At 66.9% G+C, this 19,538-nt stretch carries 16 protein-coding genes; 13 read left to right on the top strand and 3 right to left on the bottom strand.

All coding sequences use genetic code 11. The features are described 5' to 3' along the window. The first annotated feature begins 308 nt into the window (after nt 1-308). On the top strand, nt 309-1,214 hold the full coding sequence (locus AB4061_RS15715) for a YihY/virulence factor BrkB family protein (RefSeq protein ID WP_441635284.1): 906 nt from the start codon (nt 309-311) through the stop codon (nt 1,212-1,214). A 34-nt stretch (nt 1,215-1,248) separates the two neighbouring features. Here the strand turns inward: AB4061_RS15715 and AB4061_RS15720 are convergent, their stop codons facing one another. Beyond that, a complete protein-coding gene (locus tag AB4061_RS15720) occupies nt 1,249-2,004 on the bottom strand; it encodes a sulfite exporter TauE/SafE family protein (protein WP_441635286.1) in 756 nt (251 codons plus the stop codon). 98 nt (nt 2,005-2,102) lie between these two features. Beyond that, a complete protein-coding gene (locus AB4061_RS15725) occupies nt 2,103-3,086 on the bottom strand; it encodes a LysR substrate-binding domain-containing protein (protein ID WP_441635288.1) in 984 nt (327 codons plus the stop codon). 142 nt (nt 3,087-3,228) lie between these two features. Between AB4061_RS15725 and AB4061_RS15730 the strand changes: the two genes are divergently transcribed. From AB4061_RS15730 to AB4061_RS15745, 4 genes are all read left to right on the top strand, one after another. After that, nucleotides 3,229-4,602 (top strand): D-serine ammonia-lyase, encoded by a 1,374-nt coding sequence (locus tag AB4061_RS15730; protein ID WP_441635290.1) that lies wholly within the window; start codon nt 3,229-3,231, stop codon nt 4,600-4,602. Between the two features lie 52 nt (nt 4,603-4,654). Continuing rightward, nucleotides 4,655-5,635, top strand: coding sequence for a Bug family tripartite tricarboxylate transporter substrate binding protein (locus AB4061_RS15735; protein WP_441635292.1), 981 nt, complete (start codon nt 4,655-4,657; stop codon nt 5,633-5,635). A gap of 166 nt (nt 5,636-5,801) precedes the next feature. Then, a complete protein-coding gene (locus AB4061_RS15740) occupies nt 5,802-6,980 on the top strand; it encodes a DSD1 family PLP-dependent enzyme (protein ID WP_441635294.1) in 1,179 nt (392 codons plus the stop codon). 74 nt (nt 6,981-7,054) lie between these two features. Next, the gene (locus AB4061_RS15745) at nt 7,055-8,581 is read left to right on the top strand and encodes an amidase (protein WP_441635296.1); all 1,527 of its coding nucleotides are present in this window, start codon (nt 7,055-7,057) and stop codon (nt 8,579-8,581) included. A gap of 328 nt (nt 8,582-8,909) precedes the next feature. Here AB4061_RS15745 and AB4061_RS15750 read toward each other — a convergent pair whose 3' ends face one another. Continuing rightward, entirely contained in the window at nt 8,910-9,878 is a 969-nt protein-coding gene (locus tag AB4061_RS15750) for a LysR family transcriptional regulator (protein ID WP_441635298.1), read from the bottom strand. 153 nt (nt 9,879-10,031) lie between these two features. Here AB4061_RS15750 and AB4061_RS15755 point away from each other — a divergent pair, with 153 nt between their 5' ends. The 8 genes from AB4061_RS15755 (at nt 10,032) to AB4061_RS15790 (ending at nt 19,486) form a co-directional block, all read left to right on the top strand. Beyond that, nucleotides 10,032-11,054: a TRAP transporter substrate-binding protein gene (locus AB4061_RS15755; RefSeq protein WP_441635300.1), complete on the top strand. Its 1,023-nt coding sequence runs from the start codon at nt 10,032-10,034 to the stop codon at nt 11,052-11,054. 71 nt (nt 11,055-11,125) lie between these two features. Further along, nucleotides 11,126-12,907, top strand: a complete 1,782-nt coding sequence (locus tag AB4061_RS15760; protein WP_441635302.1) for an IlvD/Edd family dehydratase — start codon at nt 11,126-11,128, stop codon at nt 12,905-12,907. Between the two features lie 85 nt (nt 12,908-12,992). Next, nucleotides 12,993-14,207, top strand: coding sequence for a fumarylacetoacetate hydrolase family protein (locus AB4061_RS15765; protein WP_441635304.1), 1,215 nt, complete (start codon nt 12,993-12,995; stop codon nt 14,205-14,207). A gap of 100 nt (nt 14,208-14,307) precedes the next feature. Continuing rightward, nucleotides 14,308-14,925 (top strand): TRAP transporter small permease, encoded by a 618-nt coding sequence (locus AB4061_RS15770; RefSeq protein ID WP_441635306.1) that lies wholly within the window; start codon nt 14,308-14,310, stop codon nt 14,923-14,925. 30 nt (nt 14,926-14,955) lie between these two features. Next, complete coding sequence (locus tag AB4061_RS15775; protein WP_441635307.1) at nt 14,956-16,236, top strand: TRAP transporter large permease; 1,281 nt, start codon at nt 14,956-14,958, stop codon at nt 16,234-16,236. A gap of 88 nt (nt 16,237-16,324) precedes the next feature. Continuing rightward, complete coding sequence (locus tag AB4061_RS15780; protein ID WP_441635309.1) at nt 16,325-17,734, top strand: FAD-binding oxidoreductase; 1,410 nt, start codon at nt 16,325-16,327, stop codon at nt 17,732-17,734. Nucleotides 17,735-17,851: 117 nt separating this feature from the next. Beyond that, complete coding sequence (locus tag AB4061_RS15785) at nt 17,852-18,607, top strand: SDR family oxidoreductase (RefSeq protein ID WP_441635311.1); 756 nt, start codon at nt 17,852-17,854, stop codon at nt 18,605-18,607. Nucleotides 18,608-18,622: 15 nt separating this feature from the next. Then, complete coding sequence (locus AB4061_RS15790) at nt 18,623-19,486, top strand: fumarylacetoacetate hydrolase family protein (protein ID WP_441635313.1); 864 nt, start codon at nt 18,623-18,625, stop codon at nt 19,484-19,486. Nucleotides 19,487-19,538 lie beyond the last annotated feature (52 nt).

Genomic DNA, 19,538 nt, shown 5'->3' on the forward strand with positions numbered 1-19,538 from the left:
CGTGCCACGTGAATGCCGGCAATGCAATTGGCATTGCGCGCAGCGCGCGGCATGCTTCATCCAAGCATAGTCTCGCCTGCCGGCGTTTCTGTCGGAGAATGACGCAAGCCTGTGTAGGACAACCACGGCTTGCCGTGCGGCGCGCGATGCACCACATTGAGAGAACACGGATGCGCCGCGAAAGAAGCCTCCCTGCCAGACATAGCAGACCTCCCGACCCGGCATCCCAACCCGCAATGCGCCGTGGCCTGCGCTTTCTTTTGCCGTCCCTGCTGTCCCTGCCATGTCGAACTGACCCATCCTCTGCCATGCAGATACTCGACGCGCGCGCCCGGCTGGTGCTGAAGCACCCGTGGCGCTTCGTACTGCGCACCCTCCGGCAATTCCGGGCCAACCAGGGCTTGCTGCTCGCGGGCGCGGTGGCGTACTACGCCCTGCTGTCGATCGTGCCCTTGCTGATCCTGATGGTGATCGCGCTGTCCCATGTGATCGAGCCGGCATCGCTGCTGGCCACCTTGTCGCGCTACCTGGAATGGTTGCTGCCGGGGCAATCCCGCGCGCTGGTGGGCGAGCTGGCCAGCTTCCTGGCGAACCGCGGGGTGATCGGCTGGGTGCTGCTGGCGAGCATGATCTTTTTCAGCTCGCTGGCGTTCACGGTGCTGGAGAACGCCATGTCGGTGATCTTTGTGCACCGGGTGGCCATCCGCCGCCGCCACTTCCTGGTGTCGGCGGTGCTGCCTTACTGCTACATCATCGTGCTCAGCATCGGCCTGTTGCTGGTGACGGTGGTCGCGGGCAGCCTGCAGGCGCTAGGCGCGCGGCATGTGGAAGTGTTGGGCCACGACCTGTCGCTGGACCGGGTCTCCGGCACCCTGCTCTACCTGCTCGGGCTGGCGGGGGAGATCCTGCTGCTGGCCTCCATCTACCTGGTGATGCCGGTAGGCCGCTTGTCCGTGCGCCATGCGCTGATCGGCGCGGTGAGCGCCGCGCTGCTGTGGGAGATCTCGCGCCACGTGCTGGTCTGGTACTTCGCCACGCTGTCGCAGGTGAGCGTGGTGTACGGCTCGCTCGCCACGGCGATTGTCGTGCTGCTGAGCCTGGAAATCGCCGCCACCTTGCTGCTGCTCGGGGCGCAGGTGATCGCGGAGTTCGAGCGCGGCGGCCTCGATGCGCCAGTGCAGGCGGAGGCAGAGACCGAAACCTTTCATACCTGAGCCGCTGCCCACGCGGGCCCAGGGCTCACGCCAATCAGTGCAACGTCCCCAGCAGCTTCGGCAGCGAGGCCGACAGCAGCGCCACGCCCGATGCGGTCAGCAGGCTCAGCACGATCCTGCGAAATGCGAGCTCGCTGATGCCGATGTACAGCCGCGCGCCAAGGATGCTGGGCACCAGCATGGCCGGCCCCACCACCAGGAACATGGGCAGCATGTCGCGCGTGACGATGCCGGTGCCGACATAGGTCGCCATGGTCACCGCCAGCGTGGCCAGGTTGAAGTTCTGGATGATGGCGCGCTGCTCGTCCTTGGCCAGCCCGCGCAGGGTGCACCACAGCGTGGGAATGACGCCGGTAAAGCCGCCGATGCCGCCCATGATGCCACCGGCCGCGCCGATCACGCCATCGGCCACCCGCCCGCCGGCCCGGATGTGGGGCAGTTGCCTGGACATCAGCATGAGCGGACACCAGATGACCAGCAGCCCGCCCAGGCAAGCCTTGAACACGCTGGGATTGAGTGCCGGCAAGATCGCCACGCCAATGGGAATGCCCAGGATGCCGCCGGCCACGAAGGGCAGCAACTGCCGGGGCGAGAAGCTGCGCCGCACCGTCACCGCCGCCACCACCTGCCCGGTCAGCGAGCCGAACACCGCCATCGTCGCGGCCAGGCGCGGCTCCACGGTCCAGACCCAGAAGGACATGGCCACCATGCCGAAGGCAAACCCGGACAAGCCTTGCACGAAGCCGGCCACGACGGCGCCCAGCGCCAGGATCAGGACAGGAAATTCCATCGGTAACTCGAATACCCGAAAGCCAGGAAGCCAGGAAGCCGGAGAGCCGCGCCATGCGGCACGAAAGCCGCAAACTATGCCGGGGATCGAACGCTTTGTCACCCACCGGTGGCCTTCGCGCCGCGTGCCTGCACGTCGAGCACCTTGGCCCGCGCCGCATCGAAGCGTGCACCCTCGGCAGCCAGCCAATCCTCCACCATGGCGATAGGCGGTGTCTGCCCGTGCGCGCAGACGAAGAAGTAAGACGCCTGCGAGCGCGCATGGATGCCGAACAGGTCGACCAGGCGGCCAGCCTCGATGTCTTCCAGCACCAGCGCCGAGCGCCCCATTGCGATGCCCTGCCCGGCCAGCGCCGCACCCACGGCCAGCTGCGACAGGTTGAAGCGCTGGCCCGCGTCCAGTTCGCCCACCTCCGCCTCCACCCCTGCCACCTGCAGCCAGTGGCGCCATTCCTCGAAGGCTTGCGCGCCGTCCCATGGGCTCACGTCGTGCAGCAGCCAGGCGCCCCTCAGGTCCTGCGGCCTGCGCAGCTCGGGATGCGCGGCCAGGAAGGCGGGGCTTGCCACCGGCAGCAGCCATTCGTCGAGAAACAGCCGGGCCTTGAGGTCGTCGTAGCCACCCAGGTCGAAGCGCACGGCGGCATCGATGCCATCGCGCACCATCCGGGTGCGGTCCAGTGCGTGGAACTCGCCGTAGACGCGCAGGCCCACCTCGGGGTGATCACGGAAAAAGTCGCCCAGCCGCGGGGTCAGCCAGCGCATGGCGAACGACGGTGCGCAGCTCAGCGCAATAGGGCCGGCCTCGCGCGGCTTGCGTAGCTGGGTAAGCGTGCCTTCGATGGCCTGGAAGGACTCGCGCAGCACAAAGCGCAACCGCTCGCCTTCGGGCGTCAGCACCAGCGCGCGCGGCGTGCGCAGGAACAAGGGCCGGTCCAGCCACTGCTCCAGCTGCTTCACCTGCTGGCTGACCGCGCCCTGCGTCACGCACAGTTCCGTAGCGGCGTGGGTGAAGTTGCAATGACGCGCCGACGCCTCGAAGCAGCGCAGCCAGCTCAGCAACGAGGACGATAACAAGGTGCTCATAAGCGGCCGCCGATACGCATGCCCGCCCTCAGACTTCCATTAGCCAAACTAATGCCTCGCTAAATATAAATGGATTGCCAGCGGATCCGCGCAGGCCAACAATGAAGTCACCCAGGAACCCGCAGCAGCCTATCCCTTGCCGATGAACCAGTCTTTAGCCACGAACCCATCAATCGCAACCGGCCCGGACAATGCCGCAGCGCTGCGCGCCAGCCTGGCCGCCGCCACGCCGTTGCTCTGGTGCAATCCGGCGCGCGCCGGGACGCCGCCGCCCGTCCAGGCCGCCGGCGAACACAGCATTAGTCTAGCTGATGTCGAGGCCGCACAGGCGCGCTTTGCCCGCTTTGCCCCGCTGCTGCCGGCGCTGTTTCCCGAGCTGGCTGACACCCATGGCGTCATCGAGTCGCCCCTGGTGGCCGTGCCGTCGATGCAGGCGGCCCTCGGGCTGCCGCTCAGCCAGGGCCGGCTCTGGGTCAAGGCGGATCACAGCCTGCCGGTGGCGGGCTCCATCAAGGCGCGCGGCGGCATCCACGAAGTGCTGGAATTTGCCGAGAACCTGGCGCTGCGCCATGGCCTGCTTGGCCCTGGCCGCAACGGGCCGGAACATTACCTGGCCCTGAGGGCGCCCGCGGCGCGCGCCTTGTTCGGCCGCTACCAGGTGGCGGTGGGTTCCACCGGCAACCTTGGCCTGAGCATTGGCGTGATGGCCTCGGCGCTGGGTTTTCGCGCGGCCGTGCATATGTCGTCAGATGCAAAGGCATGGAAGAAGACGCGGCTGCGCGACCGTGGCGTGGAAGTCGTGGAGCACGCTGGCGACTACGAGGACGCCGTCGCCGCCGGCCGCCGCCAGGCGCAGCAGGACGAGTTCACCTACTTCGTGGACGACGAGCGCTCGCTGTCGCTGCTGCTCGGCTACAGCGCCGCGGCGCTGCACCTGCGCCAGCAACTCGCCGCGCATGCGATCCGCGTCGATGCCGGGCACCCGCTCTTCGTTTACCTGCCTTGCGGCGTGGGCGGCGCGCCGGCCGGCATCACCTTCGGCATGCGGCAGCTGTTTGGGCCGCACGTGCACTGCGTGTTTGCCGAGCCGACCCAGTCGCCCTGCTTCCTGGTGCAGATGATGGCAGGCGCAGGCAATCCGTCCGTCTATGACTTTGGCCTGAGCAACCACACGCAGGCCGACGGCCTAGCCGTGCCGCGCGCCTCCGAGCTGGCCGCTGCCGTCATGCGCCCGCTGCTGTCCGGCGTGTACACGGTGGCGGACGATACCCTGTTCGAACACCTGGCCCTGGCATGGCGCACGCAAGGGCTGCGCATCGAGCCCTCGGCGGCGGCAGGCTTCAGCGGGCCGCGCATGCTGTGCGAGAGCGCGGCGGGGCGCGACTACCTGGCCCGGCACCAGCTCGACGCCACGATGCCGCAAGCCACGCATCTGGTGTGGACCACCGGCGGGCTGTTCGTGCCGCAAGCGGAGTACCAAGGCTTCCTGGACCAGGCGGCCGCGCTCGCGGCCTGAGCCGCCCCCCGCCATCATCCATCCCCCCATCGTCGCACGCAGGAGAGTCAGCATGAAACCCGTCCATACCTTCAAGCTTGCATGCCTGGCCGCCTGTTGCCTGGCGGCGCCCGCCGGCAGCGCGCTGGCCCAGGCCTACCCCACGCATCCGATCCAGATGGTGATCCCCTACCCGCCCGGCGGCGCCACCGATGTGATCGGCCGGTTGCTGGCCAAGAAGCTCGGCGACCACCTGGGCCAGACCGTGGTGATCGACAACCGGCCGGGCGCCGGCACCATCGTTGGCGCCGGCCTGGTGGCCAAGGCCGCGCCGGATGGCTACACGCTGCTGGTCAGCTCGGGCACCACATTCACGGTCAATCCGGCCATCCATCCCAAGCTGCCCTACGACCCGCTCAAAAGCTTCGAGCCGATCGGGCTGACCGGGCGCACCGGCCTGATCCTGCTGGCCAACCGCAATGTGCCGGTCAACAACCTCAAGCAGCTCGCGGCGGCGGTGAAGGCCGCGCCCGGAAAATTCTCCTACGGCTCGTTCGGCACGGGCACCACCGCGCAGTTCGCCGGCGAAATGCTGCTGAACGATCTTGGCATCAAGATGCTGCACGTGCCCTACCGTGGCAGCTCACCGGCCATGACCGACCTGATCGGCGGCCAGATCCCATTCTCGGTGGATACCGTCTCGGCCGCCGTGCCGCAGATCCGCGCCGGCAAGGTCAAGGCCATTGCGGTCACCACCGCCAAGCGCTCATCCCTGCTGCCCGACGTGCCCACCGTGGCGGAAAGCGGATACCCGGGTACCGACATGGATACCTGGCTGGCCGTGGTGGCGCCGCGTGGCCTGGCGCCCGAGGTGAAGGCGAAACTGGAGAAGGCGCTGGCCGAGACCATGGCCGACCCGGACACGCGCAGGAAGCTGCTGGACAATGGCTTCGAGCCATCCTATGGCACGGGCGCGGAGGTGACCGCGCTGATCACCAAAGAACTGCCGCGCATGCGCGCCATTGCGCAGCGTGCCAATATCACGGCGGACTGAGCGTACGCAAATGGCCCATGGCGGGCTTGGTTTGACAGCACCCGCCTCCAGCCCACATCATCGCAAGCACCGCCGCCCCCGAGGCGGCGCCATGCCCTCCGGAAGGATCCGAGGCAGCCCCCGGAAAGCCCAAAGCAGCCCAGAACAGCCCATCCCAGCCCGACATATGACGCTCCCAGATTCCAGTTCAGCCACCCTGCAGCTCGGCGCCTGCGCCGTCCCCGGCCAGCCCGCCGCCGCCATTGACACGCCGGCGCTGATGCTCGACCTCGATGCCTTCGAGCGCAACCTGGCGCAGATGCAGCAAGCCGCCGACCGCGCAGGCGTGCAGCTGCGCCCGCATGCCAAGGCGCACAAATGCCCGGAGATTGCGCTGGCGCAGATCGCGCGCGGCGCGGTTGGCATCTGCTGCCAGAAGGTCAGCGAGGCGCTGCCGTTCGTGCAGGCCGGGGTCAGGGACATCCATATCAGCAACGAGATTGCCGGGGCGTCCAAGGCCGCGCTGCTGGCCCGCCTGGCGCTGCATGCACGGATGAGCGTCTGCGTGGATGATGCGCGCCAGGTCGCCGCGCTGGCGCAGGCCGCCGCGCAGGCCGGCAGCCGCATCGGGGTGTTCGTCGAGATCGACGTGGGCCAGGGACGCTGCGGCGTGGCCGACGCGCCCGCCGCGCTGCGCCTCGTTCAAGCTATCGGTGCGCACCCGCAACTAGCGTTCCGCGGCTTGCAGGCGTATCACGGCGGCATCCAGCATGTGCGCGACTTTGCTGCGCGCCGGCAGGCTGCGGCCGATGCCGCGGCGCGTACCGCCGCCATCGTCGCCGAACTGGCCGAGGCCGGCGTGGCGTGCGCCACGGTGACGGGCGGTGGCAGCGGCAGCGTGGAGTTCGACCTGCACAGCGGCGTCTATACCGAAATCCAGCCCGGCTCCTATGTCTTCATGGACGCCGATTACGGCCGCAACGACTACAGCGGCGCGCTGCGTTTCGAGCACAGCCTGTTTATCGCCACCACCGTGATGAGCGTGGCCGCGGCAACGCGGCCCTCGCCGCGCGTTGTGCTGGACGCGGGCCTGAAATCGATGGCGGTGGATTCGGGCCTGCCGTTGGTGTGGGGCGCCAATGGCCAGGACCACGCGCTGGCCTATGTGGCGGCCAACGACGAACACGGCATTGTCGAGCCCGTGCCCGGCACCAACGCGGCGGGCCTGCCGGGCCTCGGCAGCCAGGTGCTGCTGGTGCCTGGCCATTGCGACCCCACCCTCAATCTGTACGACGAGATCGTTGGCGTGCGCGGGCAGGCCGTGGCCTGCTTGTGGCCTGTGCCGGCGCGCGGGCTGAGCCGCTAGCGCGATCCGGATGCCATGGCGCCCCGCCTGCCATGCCGGCGCGGCGCTTCACCCTACCTGCCAGAGAGTCCACCATGACCCAGACCGATAACCTGCTTGCCCAATCCGCCGTAGCGCTGCGCCGCCTGATCGGCAACAAGGAGATCTCTCCCGTTGAACTGCTTGAGGCGTGCATCGCCCGCATCGAGGCGGTCAATCCCTTTATCAACGCCGTCACCGCCACCTGCTACGAGCGCGCCCGCGAAGAAGCCCGCGTGGCCGAGCGCGCCGTGCTCGACGGCGCGCCGCTGGGCTTGCTGCATGGCCTGCCGCTGGGCGTGAAGGACCTGGAGGCCACGGCCGGCCTGCTCACCACCTATGGCTCGCCGCTGTACCGCGACAATGTGCCCAGCGCCGACAACGTGCTGGTAGCCCGGCTGCGCGCGGCCGGCGCCATCGTCACCGGCAAGRCCAACATCCCGGAGATGGGCGCGGGCGCCAATTCGCGCAACGCGGTGTGGGGCGCCACCGGCAACCCCTTCAACCCCAACCTGAATGCAGGGGGATCCTCGGGCGGCTCCGCTGCCGCGCTGGCGACCGACATGCTGCCGGTCTGCACCGGCTCGGACACCGGCGGTTCACTGCGCATCCCCGCCGCCAAATGCGGCGTGGTGGGCTTCCGCCCATCGCCAGGCGTGGTGCCGAGCTCGCGCAAGCTGCTGGGCTGGACGCCCATCTCCGTAGTCGGCCCGATGGGCCGCACCGTGGCCGATGCCTGCCTGCAGCTGGCGGCCTCGGCCGGCGTCTCGGCCAGCGACCCGCTCACCTATGCGCTCGACCCGATGTCGTTCCTGCTGCCCGCCAATGTCGACCTGGGCTCGCTGCGGGTGGGCTGGACCGAGGATTTCGGCGTGTGCGCGGTCGACAACCAGATCCGGCAAGTCTTTCGCGACAAGATCGCCGCCATGCGGCACCTGTTCCGCAGTTGCGACGAGATCCAGTTCGACCTGGGCGAGGCGCACCGCTGCTTCGACGTGCTGCGCGCCGAGAGCTTTGTCGCCGGCATGCACGAGGCCTATCAGCGCGATCCGCAGAGCCTGGGCCCGAACACGCGCGCCAACTATGAGATGGGCGCGGCCATGTCGCTGGTCGACAGCGCCTGGGCGCAAGCCGAGCAGACCCGCATCCTGGGCCGCTTCCAGGCCGCCTTTGAAGACTACGACGTGATCCTGTCGCCAACCACGCCGGTGTCGCCGTTCCCGTGGACCAACCTCTACGCGGAGACCATCAACGGCGAAAAGCAGGAGAACTATTACCGCTGGCTGGCCCCTACCTATGTGGTCACGCTCACCACCCACCCCGCCATCAGCCTGCCCTGCGGCCTGGACCATGCCGGCATGCCGTTCGGGCTGCAGGTGGTGGGCCGCTTCCGCGCCGATCACCATACGCTGGGCGTGGCGCATGCCATGGAGCAAGCCTTTGCGGGGTCGGAGGCACTGCGCCGTCCGCTGCCGCGGCTGGACCAGTTGCGCGCGGCGCAGCCCGGGCTGAAGTCGATCGTCACCGCGCCGCCGGTGCTGGATGGCTCGCCGGGCGGTGCCGCTTCGGTCTCGGCCGTCTAGCAGGCTGTTGAATTTGGCCCCCGGGTAAACGGGGGATTTGGCGCGCTTTAGTGTGGAGCGATGGATGCCCCAGGTCTCGTAGACCTGCGAAAGAGGACTGCCGCTTACATAAGCCTGAATCGCGTCGCGGCACTGTCCAAGCGTGGTCCGCGCTCCGCTCGTAAGGCCACGCTCGTCCAGTTGGCGATGCGTTCCCGCTCCTTCACTGCATGTCTGGATCGAGATGCGCATGGGGGCTCTGGGAAGTGTCAGTAGACAATACCCCCCTTTTCTGACGGATTTGCCCCCCCCCGGATTTGGCCACTCCCCCGGCGATCGCCAGCCCGATTCAGGCGATTTCGCCAGCGCTGCCCGCCTTCTCGCGCAGTACCTCCATGAATGCCTGCGCGGCGGGGGTCGGCGCCTCGCCCAGGCGCGTGATCAAACCGTAGTCGGGCATGCGGTCCGGCAGCTCGATGGGGATCCGGGCCAGCAGGCCCCTGTTCACGTACTTCTCCACCAGGGCGGCTGGTTGCAGCGACAGCATGTCCGTGCTCTGCATCAGTTCCAGGGCGAACAGGAAAGAGGGAGTCTCGACCACGCCGGACGTGAGTGCGAGCCCGGTGCGGCCGAAGATATCGTCAGACACTTTGCGCACGGCCGTGGAGCGCGGGTAGAGAATCCAGGGCCAGTGGGCCAGCTTGGTCAGATCGAGGTCGTGCGCCCCGCGCAAAGGGTGATCGAGCCCGGCCACCACCTGCAGCGGTTCGCTGGACAGGCGCTCGTATTGGAACTGGGCCCTGTGCGCCTCGTCTGTGAAGCGCCCGATCATCAGGTCGATCTTGCGCTCGGCCAGCCAGATCACCAGCTGGTCGCTGCTTTGCTCCAGGATCCTGAGCACCAGCAGTGGACGCCGGCGCTGGATCTCCGCCACCGTGGCCATCAGCAGGTGCGCGGCCGAGCCCGTGATCGCGCCAATGGACAGGTGGCCATGCCCCCCTTGCTTGAGTGCGTTGAATTCATCCACGAACTTGCGATGCCCGGCCAGCACGGCGTCGGCATAGCGCAGCATGAACAGGCCCAGCTCGTTGGGCAGCATGCCGCGTGACAGGCGCTCGAACAGGCGTGCCTCCAGGATTTCCTCGATATCCATCAGGATCTTGGTGGCCGCCGGTTGCGTGATGTGCATCTGCTCGGCGGTAAGCCTCAGGTTGAGGGTGTGGCCGAGGATGTCAAGGAACTGGAGATGTCGGAATCGCAGCCGCCCGCAGGCCTGCGCCATGGACAGGGGTTTACCCGAGAAAAATTCTGAGCTCATAAGCATTTGGAATGGATCCTAGCAAAAAATTCAGTGGACCGGTACAGGTGCCAGACCTAACCTCTCACCTGCGTCGAGACGGCCCTGAAGAGGTCTAGCGTGGCGCCGATGACGCAGAACCGTCGCGACAAAATCATTCCATTGGAGACATTGATGAAGTTGAAATCCCTCGCCATGGCCGCCACGGCGCTGGCCATGCTTGCCGGCCCGGTGTCTGCGCAAATCAAGGAACGCGTGTTCAAGGTCGGTGTCGGCCTGAGCGAAGACCATCCTCAGGCCATGGCCGTCAAGCATTTCTCCGAACAACTCGCGGCCCGCAGCGGCGGCAAGCTGGTCGCCAAGCTGTATGCCAGCGGCTCGCTGGGCAATGACGTGAGCATGACCTCGGCGCTGCGCGGCGGCACCCTGGAGATGACGGTCCCCGACACCTCCACGTTGATGTCGCTGATCAAGCCCTTTGGCGTACTCAACCTGCCGCTGACCTTCAATAACGAGCAGGAAGCCGATGCCGTGCTGGATGGCCCCTTTGGCCAGAAGCTGCTCGCCAAGCTGCCCGAGAAGGGTCTCATCGGCCTGGGCTACTGGGAGAACGGCTTTCGCCACGTCACCAACTCGCGTCGCCCTATCAACCGGGCCGACGACCTCGGCGGGCTCAAGCTGCGCGTGATCCAGAGCCCGCTGTTCCTGGATACCTTCAATGCGCTGGGCACCAACGCCACGCCCATGCCCTTCACCGAGCTCTATTCGGCGATGGAGCAGGCAGCCGTGGATGGCCAGGAGAACCCGACCGCCACCATCCTGGCCAGCAAGTTCTACGAGGTGCAAAAGTACCTGGTGCTGTCGCGCCACATGTACAGCGCTTGGGTGCTGCTGATGTCCAAGAAGACCTGGGACGGCTTGTCGCCGCAGGAGCAGAAGATTGTGCAAGAGGCCGCGCGCGAGGCCACGTTGTATGAGCGCAAGACCATCCGCGCCTTCGGCGACAAGGCGCTGGGGGAGCTAAAGAAGGCCGGCATGCAGGTCACCGAATTGCCTCCGGCCGAGCAGGCCAAGCTGCGCGCCAAGCTGCAGCCGGTGCTGACCAAGTACAGCAAGGAGTTCGGTGAGGAAACGACGAACGAGCTGATGAGCGAGCTGGCCAAGGTCCGCAAGACCAGCTCCGTCGCGGTGAAATAATCCTCGCAGGCGCGGAGCAGCAGCGACGCGCCGTTCTTCCACTCCCTGACTTCTCCGCTACAGGTTTCGACATGGACAAGAAAGCCAGCCGTGCCTTCCGCTCCCGCGATTGGTTCGCCGATCCCGAGCGCTCGGACATGACCGCGCTCTACCTTGAACGCTTCATGAACTATGGGCTCACGCCCGAGGAGTTGCGCTCGGGCCGGCCCATCGTCGGCATCGCCCAAACTGGCAGCGACCTCTCGCCCTGCAACCGCATCCATCTGGATCTGGCCCGGCGCGTGCGCGATGGTATCCGCGATGCTGGCGGCATTCCGATGGAATTTCCCGTGCACCCCATCTTCGAGAACTGCCGCCGTCCCACTGCGGCGCTCGACCGCAACCTGGCCTATCTGGGCCTGGTGGAAATCCTGTACGGCTACCCCATCGACGCCGTGGTGCTGACGACGGGCTGTGACAAGACCACGCCTGCTGGCATCATGGCCGCCTCCACCGTCGACATCCCTGCCATCGTGCTCTCCGGCGGACCCATGCTCGACGGCTGGCACAACGGCGAACTGGTGGGCTCGGGCACCGTGATCTGGCGCAGCCGCCGCCAGCTAGCCGCGGGCGAGATCGACGAGGAAGAGTTCCTGCAGCGCGCCTGCAGCAGCGCGCCCTCGGCGGGCCACTGCAACACCATGGGCACGGCCTCCACCATGAACGCCGTGGCCGAGGCCCTGGGCCTGTCGCTGCCCGGCTGCGCGGCCATTCCAGCCCCCTACCGCGAGCGGGGCCAGATCGCCTACGAGACCGGCCGGCGCATCGTCGAGATGGCCTACGAGGACTTGCGCCCCTCGCGCATCCTCAGCCGCGAGAGCTTCCTCAACGCCTTGTCGGTGGTCAGTTGCGCAGGCGGATCCAGCAACGCGCAGGTGCACATCATGGCCATGGCCCGCCACGCTGGCGTCGAGCTGCGGCCGCAAGACTGGACCGAGCACGCCTACGACCTGCCCCTGCTGCTCAACATGCAGCCAGCGGGCCGCTTCCTGGGCGAGCGCTTCTTCCGCGCCGGCGGTGTGCCGGCCCTGATGTGCGAGCTGCAGCAGGCTGGCCGCCTGCATGGCGACTGCCTCAGCGTCACCGGCCGTACCGTGGCGGAGAACCTGCAGGGCCGCGAGACCCGCGATCGCGAGGTGATCTTCCCTTTCCATGCGCCGCTGATGGAGAAGGCCGGCTTCCTGGTGCTAAGCGGCAATCTGTTCGACTTCGGCATCCTGAAGACGTCGGTGATCTCCGAGCGTTTCCGCGAGCGCTACCTGAACCGCCCAGGCGAAGAGGGCGTCTTCGAGGCGCGTGCCGTGGTATTCGAGGGCGCCGACGACTACCATGCGCGCATCAACGACCCGGCACTGGACATCGACGAGAGCTGCATCCTGATCATGCGTGGCGCCGGTCCGATCGGCTGGCCCGGTTCGGCCGAGGTGGTCAACATGCAGCCGCCCGACGCCCTGATCCAGCGCGGCATCATGACCCTGCCGACCCTGGGCGACGGCCGCCAGTCCGGCACGGCGGACAGCCCCTCCATCCTCAACGTCTCGCCCGAGAGCGCGGTGGGCGGCGGGTTGAGCTGGCTGCAGAGCGGCGACCTCATCCGCATCGACCTCAACGCCGGCCGCTGCGATGCGCTGGTGCCTCCCGAAGAGATCGAGCGCCGCCGCCGCGAACTCCCCGCGCCCCCGATCCCCCAGAGCCAATCCCCCTGGGAAGCGCTGTACCGGGAGAAGACTGGTCAGCTCGTCGACGGTGCCACGCTGGATTTCGCGTTGAACTACCGGCGCATCGCGGAGAAGACGCCGCGCCACAACCATTGAGCCTCGTCTGCCTTGCAAGCGCTGCGCTGCGCCGCGGGCGGGGCGCGCGGCTTGGGCCGCGGCTTGAAACCTGAAAGGAAATCGTATGAGCGAAGTGACAGCGGCCACGCTGGCCGGTACGGTGAAGCACGTCCAGGTGTTGCCGGATGACGGCCTTGCGGGCACCCTGGTGGGCCGTGTCTGGGTCGGCGGCGCCCTGCCTGGACCGGCCGTCGTCGCCCTGCGCCCAGAGGGCGTGTTCGACCTGAGCGAACACTACCCGACCATGAGCACGCTGCTCGATACCGAGCATCCCGCCAAGGCGGCGCGCCGGGCACCCGGCCGGCGCCTGTGCAGTGTCGACGAGTTGCTGGCCAACAGCCTGCCGGGCACCCGCAACGAGACGTTGCCCTGGCTTCTGGCTCCCTGTGACCTGCAGGTCGTCAAGGCCGCGGGCGTGACCTTCGCCGCCAGCCTGATAGAGCGTGTGATCGAGGAACAGGCGCGGGGCGACGCCAGCCGCGCCCAGGGCCTGCGCAACCAGGTGATCGCGCTGATCGGCGAAAGCCTGGCCGACATCCGTCCCGGCTCGTCGCAGGCAATGGCGCTCAAGGCACTGCTGCAGCAAAAAGGCCTGTGGTCGCAATACCTGGAGGTGGGCATCGGCCCGGACGCCGAGGTCTTCACCAAGGCCCCGGTGCTGGCCTCGGTGGGCTGCGGCGAGGACATCGGCATCCGTGCCGACTCGGACTGGAACAACCCCGAACCGGAAGTCGTGCTGGCGGTAAACAGCCGCGGCGGCATCGTCGGCGCCACCCTGGGCAACGACGTCAACCTGCGCGACATCGAAGGCCGCAGCGCGCTGCTGCTGGGCAAGGCCAAGGACAACAACGCCTCTTGCGCGATCGGTCCCTTCATCCGGCTGTTCGACGCGGGCTTCGGTCTGGATGAAGTGCGCCGCGAGACCGTGCACCTGCGCGTCGCGGGTGCGGACGGCTTCGAGCTGCGCGGCATCAATACCATGAGCAGCATCAGCCGCGACCCGGCCGACCTGGTGGCGCAGACTCTTGCCGCGCACCAGTACCCCGACGGCTTCATGCTCTTCCTGGGTACGCTGTTTGCGCCCATTGAAGACCGCGACCAGCCCGGCGGCGGCTTCACCCACAAGCTCGGCGATGTGGTCACCATCCGCAGCGCCTGGCTGGGGGGGTTGCACAACCGGGTGACACACAGCGAGACCGCCGCCCCCTGGCGCTTTGGCTTGCGCGCCTTCATCGGCAACCTGGCCGAGCGCGGCCTGCTGCAGGGCCGCGCGCTCTGAGTCGGCGTTGGCGGCCGGCCCACCAGCCAGGTTGCCGGCGTCGCCCCCTTCTCCGTTCCAAGATAAGCATTGATGGCGCAGACCATCAGGGAGACAACCTATGCTCAATACCCTCATCGACCGGTATTGCCGGTTCATTAACCTTCTCATCGCCCTGGCCCTGGCCGTCATGGTGGTGCTGGTTTTCGGCAACGTCGTGCTGCGTTATGCCTTCAATTCTGGCATCGCGATCAGCGAGGAGCTGTCGCGCTGGCTGTTCGTCTGGGTCACCTTCCTGGGCGCCGTGGCCGCCATCAAGGAAAACGCCCACCTGGGCACCGACATGCTCGTGTCGCGCCTGCCGGTAATGGGGAAAAAGGTCTGCCTGGTACTGGGTCACCTGCTCATGCTCTACATCACCTGGCTGTTCTTCGACGGTAGCTGGCAACAGGCCAAGATCAATTGGGACGTGCAAGCGCCGGTCACCGGGGCCTCGGTGGCCATCTTTTACAGCTCGGGGGTAGCGTTCTCGGTCTGCGCCGGCTTCCTGCTGATGCTGCAATTGCTGCGCGCGCTGACCGGCCAGCTCAGCGATGAAGAGCTGGTGATGGTCAAGGAGTCCGAGGAACAGGCCGAGCTCGAGGCCCTCCAGGCCGAGCTAGCGCGCGAGAGCGCTGCCGGCGGCTCGCAAAGCCACTCCCCCCTGGGCGACACGCCGCTGCCTCACTCACGCAGATAAGAAACAAGAAAAAGAACCGGAGACCTCAACATGACCGTACTGATCTTTCTCGGCGGCCTCACCGGCGCCATGGCGCTCGGCATTCCGATCGCCTACGCGCTGCTGGCCAGCGGCGTGGCCCTGATGTGGCATCTCGACCTGTTCGACGCGCAGATCCTGGCGCAGAACTTCATCAATGGCGCCGACAGTTTCCCGTTGCTGGCCGTGCCTTTCTTTATGCTGGCGGGCGAAATCATGAACGTCGGCGGCCTCTCGCAGCGCATCGTGAACTTCGCGCTGGCGATCGTCGGCCATGTCAAGGGTGGCCTGGGCTATGTGGTGATTCTGGCCGCCTGCCTGCTGTCGGCCCTGTCGGGCTCCGCCGTGGCGGACGCCGCAGCGCTGACCGCGCTGCTGCTGCCGATGATGATCAAGGCAGGCCACAAGAAAGAAGTTTCGGGTGGCCTGATCGCGGCCTCCGGCGTGATCGGCCCGATCATCCCCCCAAGCATCGGCTTCGTGATCTTCGGCGTCACCGCCAACGTCTCGATCAGCAAGCTGTTCATTGCCGGCATCTTCCCTGGCGTCATGATCGGCGTCGGCCTGGCTGCGGCCTGGTGGTGGCTCGGCCGCAAGGAAGACCTGGTCCTGCCCGAGAAAAAGACCAAGGCTGAAATCTGGCAATGTGCACGCGAATCCCTCTGGGCGCTGATGCTGCCGGTGTTCATCCTGGTGGGCCTGCGCATGGGCGTCTTCACCCCGACCGAGGCCGCGGTGGTGGCCGCCGTGTACTCGCTGTTCGTGGCCAGTGTGGTGTACCGTGAGCTGCCGCTGAGCGCACTGCTCCCGATCTTCACCACGGCGGCCAAGACCACCGCTGTGGTCATGTTCCTGGTGGCCGCCGCGATGGTGTCATCGTGGCTCATCACCGTGGCCAACCTGCCGGCCCAGATGGTGGAACTGCTCAAGCCCTTCATGGACAACCAGACCCTGCTGCTGATCGCGATCATGGTGCTGGTGATGCTGGTCGGCACTGCGATGGACATGACGCCGACCATCCTGATCATGACCCCAGTGCTGATGCCGGTCATCAAGGCTGCCGGCATCGACCCGATCTATTTCGGCGTGCTGTTCATCATCAACAACTCGATCGGCCTGATCACGCCGCCGGTGGGCACCATCCTCAACGTGGTGGCCGGCGTGGGCCGCATGAAGATGGACGAAGTCACCAAGGGCGTGTTGCCCTTCATGCTGGCCGAGTTCGCCGTACTGTTCATCATGGTGGCCTTCCCGCAGACCGTGATGGCACCGCTGCGGTGGTTCGTGGGGTGAGGCACGCGGTCGATCGGGCCCCAGGTTGGCTCAATGACCGCGCCGCCCCCCAGTTTGCAGATTGCTTATATTCACTCCGATTCCTGCCATGAACCAGACCCCTCAATCCTCTTCGGTCATCGATGCCCTGCTTGCCGAGCTGGGCCCGCTGGCCGTGCTCGCCGGCAACGACGTGCCGGTGCGCAACCACAACGACTACAGCGGCCTGCCGGCCAGCCGCCCCCTGGCCGTGGTTCGCCCCGCCGACACGGCAGGGGTGGCCGCCGCGGTGCGCATCTGCCATGAACACGGCGTGGGCGTGGTGCCCCAAGGCGGGCTAACCGGCCTGTGCGGTGGCGCGCGCGCCTCGGCGGGTCAGGTGGCCCTGTCGCTGGAACGCATGGCGGGCATCGAGGAGGTCGATTCGGCCTCGGCCACCATGACCGCGCTGGCTGGCACCCCCCTGGAGACCATCCAGCAGGCTGCCACCGCCGCCGGCTTCTTCTGCCCGCTGGACCTGGGCGCACGCGGCTCGTGCGCGATTGGCGGCAACCTGTCGACCAATGCCGGCGGTAACCGCGTGATCCGCTACGGCATGGCGCGCGAGATGGTGCTGGGCATCGAGGTGGTGCTGCCGAATGGCACCGTGGTCACCAGCCTCAACAAGATGATCAAGAACAACGCGGGCTTCGACCTCAAGCACCTGTTCATCGGCAGCGAGGGCACGCTGGGCATCATCACACGGGTGGTACTCAGGATGTTCCCCAAGCCGGCCTCGGCCATGGTGGCGATCTGCGCCGCCAAGGACTACGACAACGTGCTGACGCTGCTGAACTCGGCGCGCCAGAACCTGGGGCCGCTACTTTCGGCCTTCGAGGTCATGTGGCCCGACTACTGGCAGTTCGCCACCACCCAGGCCCCAGGGGTGCGGGACCCCCTCGAGGGCGACGACACGGCCCACGGCGCCTACGTGCTGGTCGAGGCGCTGGGAACCGACCCAGTGCACGACGCGCAGCGCTTCGAGGCTTGGTTGGGCGGTCTGCTGGAGTCGGGCGTGGTTTCCAATGCGGCACTCGCGCAGTCGCTGGCCGACGGCCGCGCGTTCTGGCGCATCCGCGATGCCAGCGGCGAACTGCACCCGCTGTGGCCAGGCCACCTGGCCTTTGACATCGGCCTGCCGGTGGCTCGCATGGACGACTACGCGCGCCGCTGCCGCGAGGTACTCCATGCCCGCATCCCCAGCGTCCGGGCCCTGTTCTACGGCCACATCGGCGACGGCAATCTGCATATCATCGTCTATCAGCCTGGCGCGGCAGAGCAGCCCAAGGCACTGGTCGACGGCATTGTGTACGGCCTGGTGCGTGAGTACGGCGGCACGGTCTCGGCCGAGCACGGCATCGGCACCCTCAAGCGCCAATGGCTTGGCCATGCGCGCTCGCCCGAGGAGATCGAGCTGATGCGAGTCATCAAGAAGGCGCTCGATCCGCAGGCGCTGCTGAACCCGGGCAAGGTGATCTGACCGGACCGTTTACCCATCGACGCGACATCGTGCCCGGAAGCAAGCTGCTCGTTCCGCGCTGAACAGCACGGCGTTTCAGTGCCCAAAGCAACCCCTGAACTCACTCGAAGCATCGTCATGACACTCCGACTGGCTGGAAAAACCACCTTCGTCACCGCGGCCGGACAAGGCATCGGCAGAGCGACTGCGATCGCTTTCGCCGCGCAGGGCGCGCGCGTGATCGCGACGGATATCAACCAGGAGGCACTAGCTTCCTTGCGCCAGGAAATTGCTTGCGGCACCCACGTCCTGGATGTCACCGATGCCCAGGCCATTCGCGACGTAGCAGAGGCTGCAGGCCCGGTTGACGTGCTCTTCAATGCGGCAGGCTTCGTCCACGCAGGCAACCTGCTCGAGTGCACGGAAGACGAGTGGACGTTTGCATTCGACCTCAACGTGCGCGCCCAATTTCGCACAATCAGGGCCTTCCTGCCAGGCATGCTGGAGCGAGGCGACGGGTCCATCATCAATGTGGCATCCGTCGCGGGGAGCATCAAAGGCGCCCCCAACCGATTCGTGTACGGCACCACCAAGGCCGCCGTCATCGGCCTGACCAAAGCCGTCGCTGCCGACTTTGTCGGCAAAGGGATCCGATGCAATGCCATTTGTCCCGGCACGGTGATGTCACCGTCGCTGCTGGAGCGCATCACGGCCCAGGCACAAGCCACCGGCCAGACGCTCGCCCAGGTCGAGGCGGGCTTCGTGGAGCGCCAGCCCATGGCTCGCCTGGGGCGAGCCGAAGAAATTGCGGCCTTGGCCGTCTACCTGGCCAGCGACGAATCCTCTTTCACAACAGGTACCGCCCAGATCATTGACGGCGGTTGGTCCAACTAAGCTCCCAATTCAACCATGAAACTGCTTCGCCACGGCCCCAAGGGCCAAGAAAAGCCCGCACTGCTGCATACGGACGGCACGGTTCGCGACCTCAGCCCGGTGCTGCCCGACATCGTCCCCGGCACCTTGTCCCAGCCCGGCATGGCGGCCCTGCGCAGCCTCGATGCCAGCACCTTGCCCATCGTCCCACAGGGCCGTCTGGCCGTGCCATGGACCGGCATGCGCAAGTTCATTGCCATCGGTCTGAACTACGCGGACCACGCCGCCGAAGCGAACATGCCGATCCCCAAGGAACCGATTGTCTTCACCAAGACGGTCGACTCGGCCGTGGGCTGCAATCACCCGGTCGTGTTGCCGCAGGGCTCGGTCAAGAGCGACTGGGAGGTGGAACTAGGGGTGGTGATCGGCACCCGCGCCCGCTATGTCAGCGAGGCCGATGCCCTGAACCACGTGGCGGGCTACTGCACAATCAACGATGTGTCGGAACGCGAGTACCAGCTCGAGCGTGGCGGCACCTGGGACAAGGGCAAGGGATGCGACACCTTCGGCCCCATCGGCCCGTGGCTTGTGAGCGCCGACGAGGTCGGCGACCCGCAAGACCTCTCGATGTGGCTCGACGTGAACGGTGAACGCCAGCAGACCGGCAACACCCGCACCATGATCTTCACGGTGGCCCAGCTGGTCAGTTACCTGAGCCGTTTCATGACGCTGGAGCCGGGCGACCTGATCACCACCGGCACGCCACCCGGCGTGGGCATGGGCAAGAAGCCGCAGCCCCAGTTCCTGAAGCCGGGCGACGTCATCACCCTGGGCATCGAGCGGCTTGGCGAGCAGAAACAGACCGTGTTTGCCTGGGATCCGAAGTTGATCGACGAATAAGGGCGTACCGCTGCCCGAGCCGATCGACCCGCGGCGGCGACGTGCAGCAGTT

Origin of the sequence: Cupriavidus sp. YAF13, from assembly GCF_052113425.1 — a bacterium.
Taxonomy (GTDB): Bacteria; Pseudomonadota; Gammaproteobacteria; order Burkholderiales; family Burkholderiaceae; genus Cupriavidus.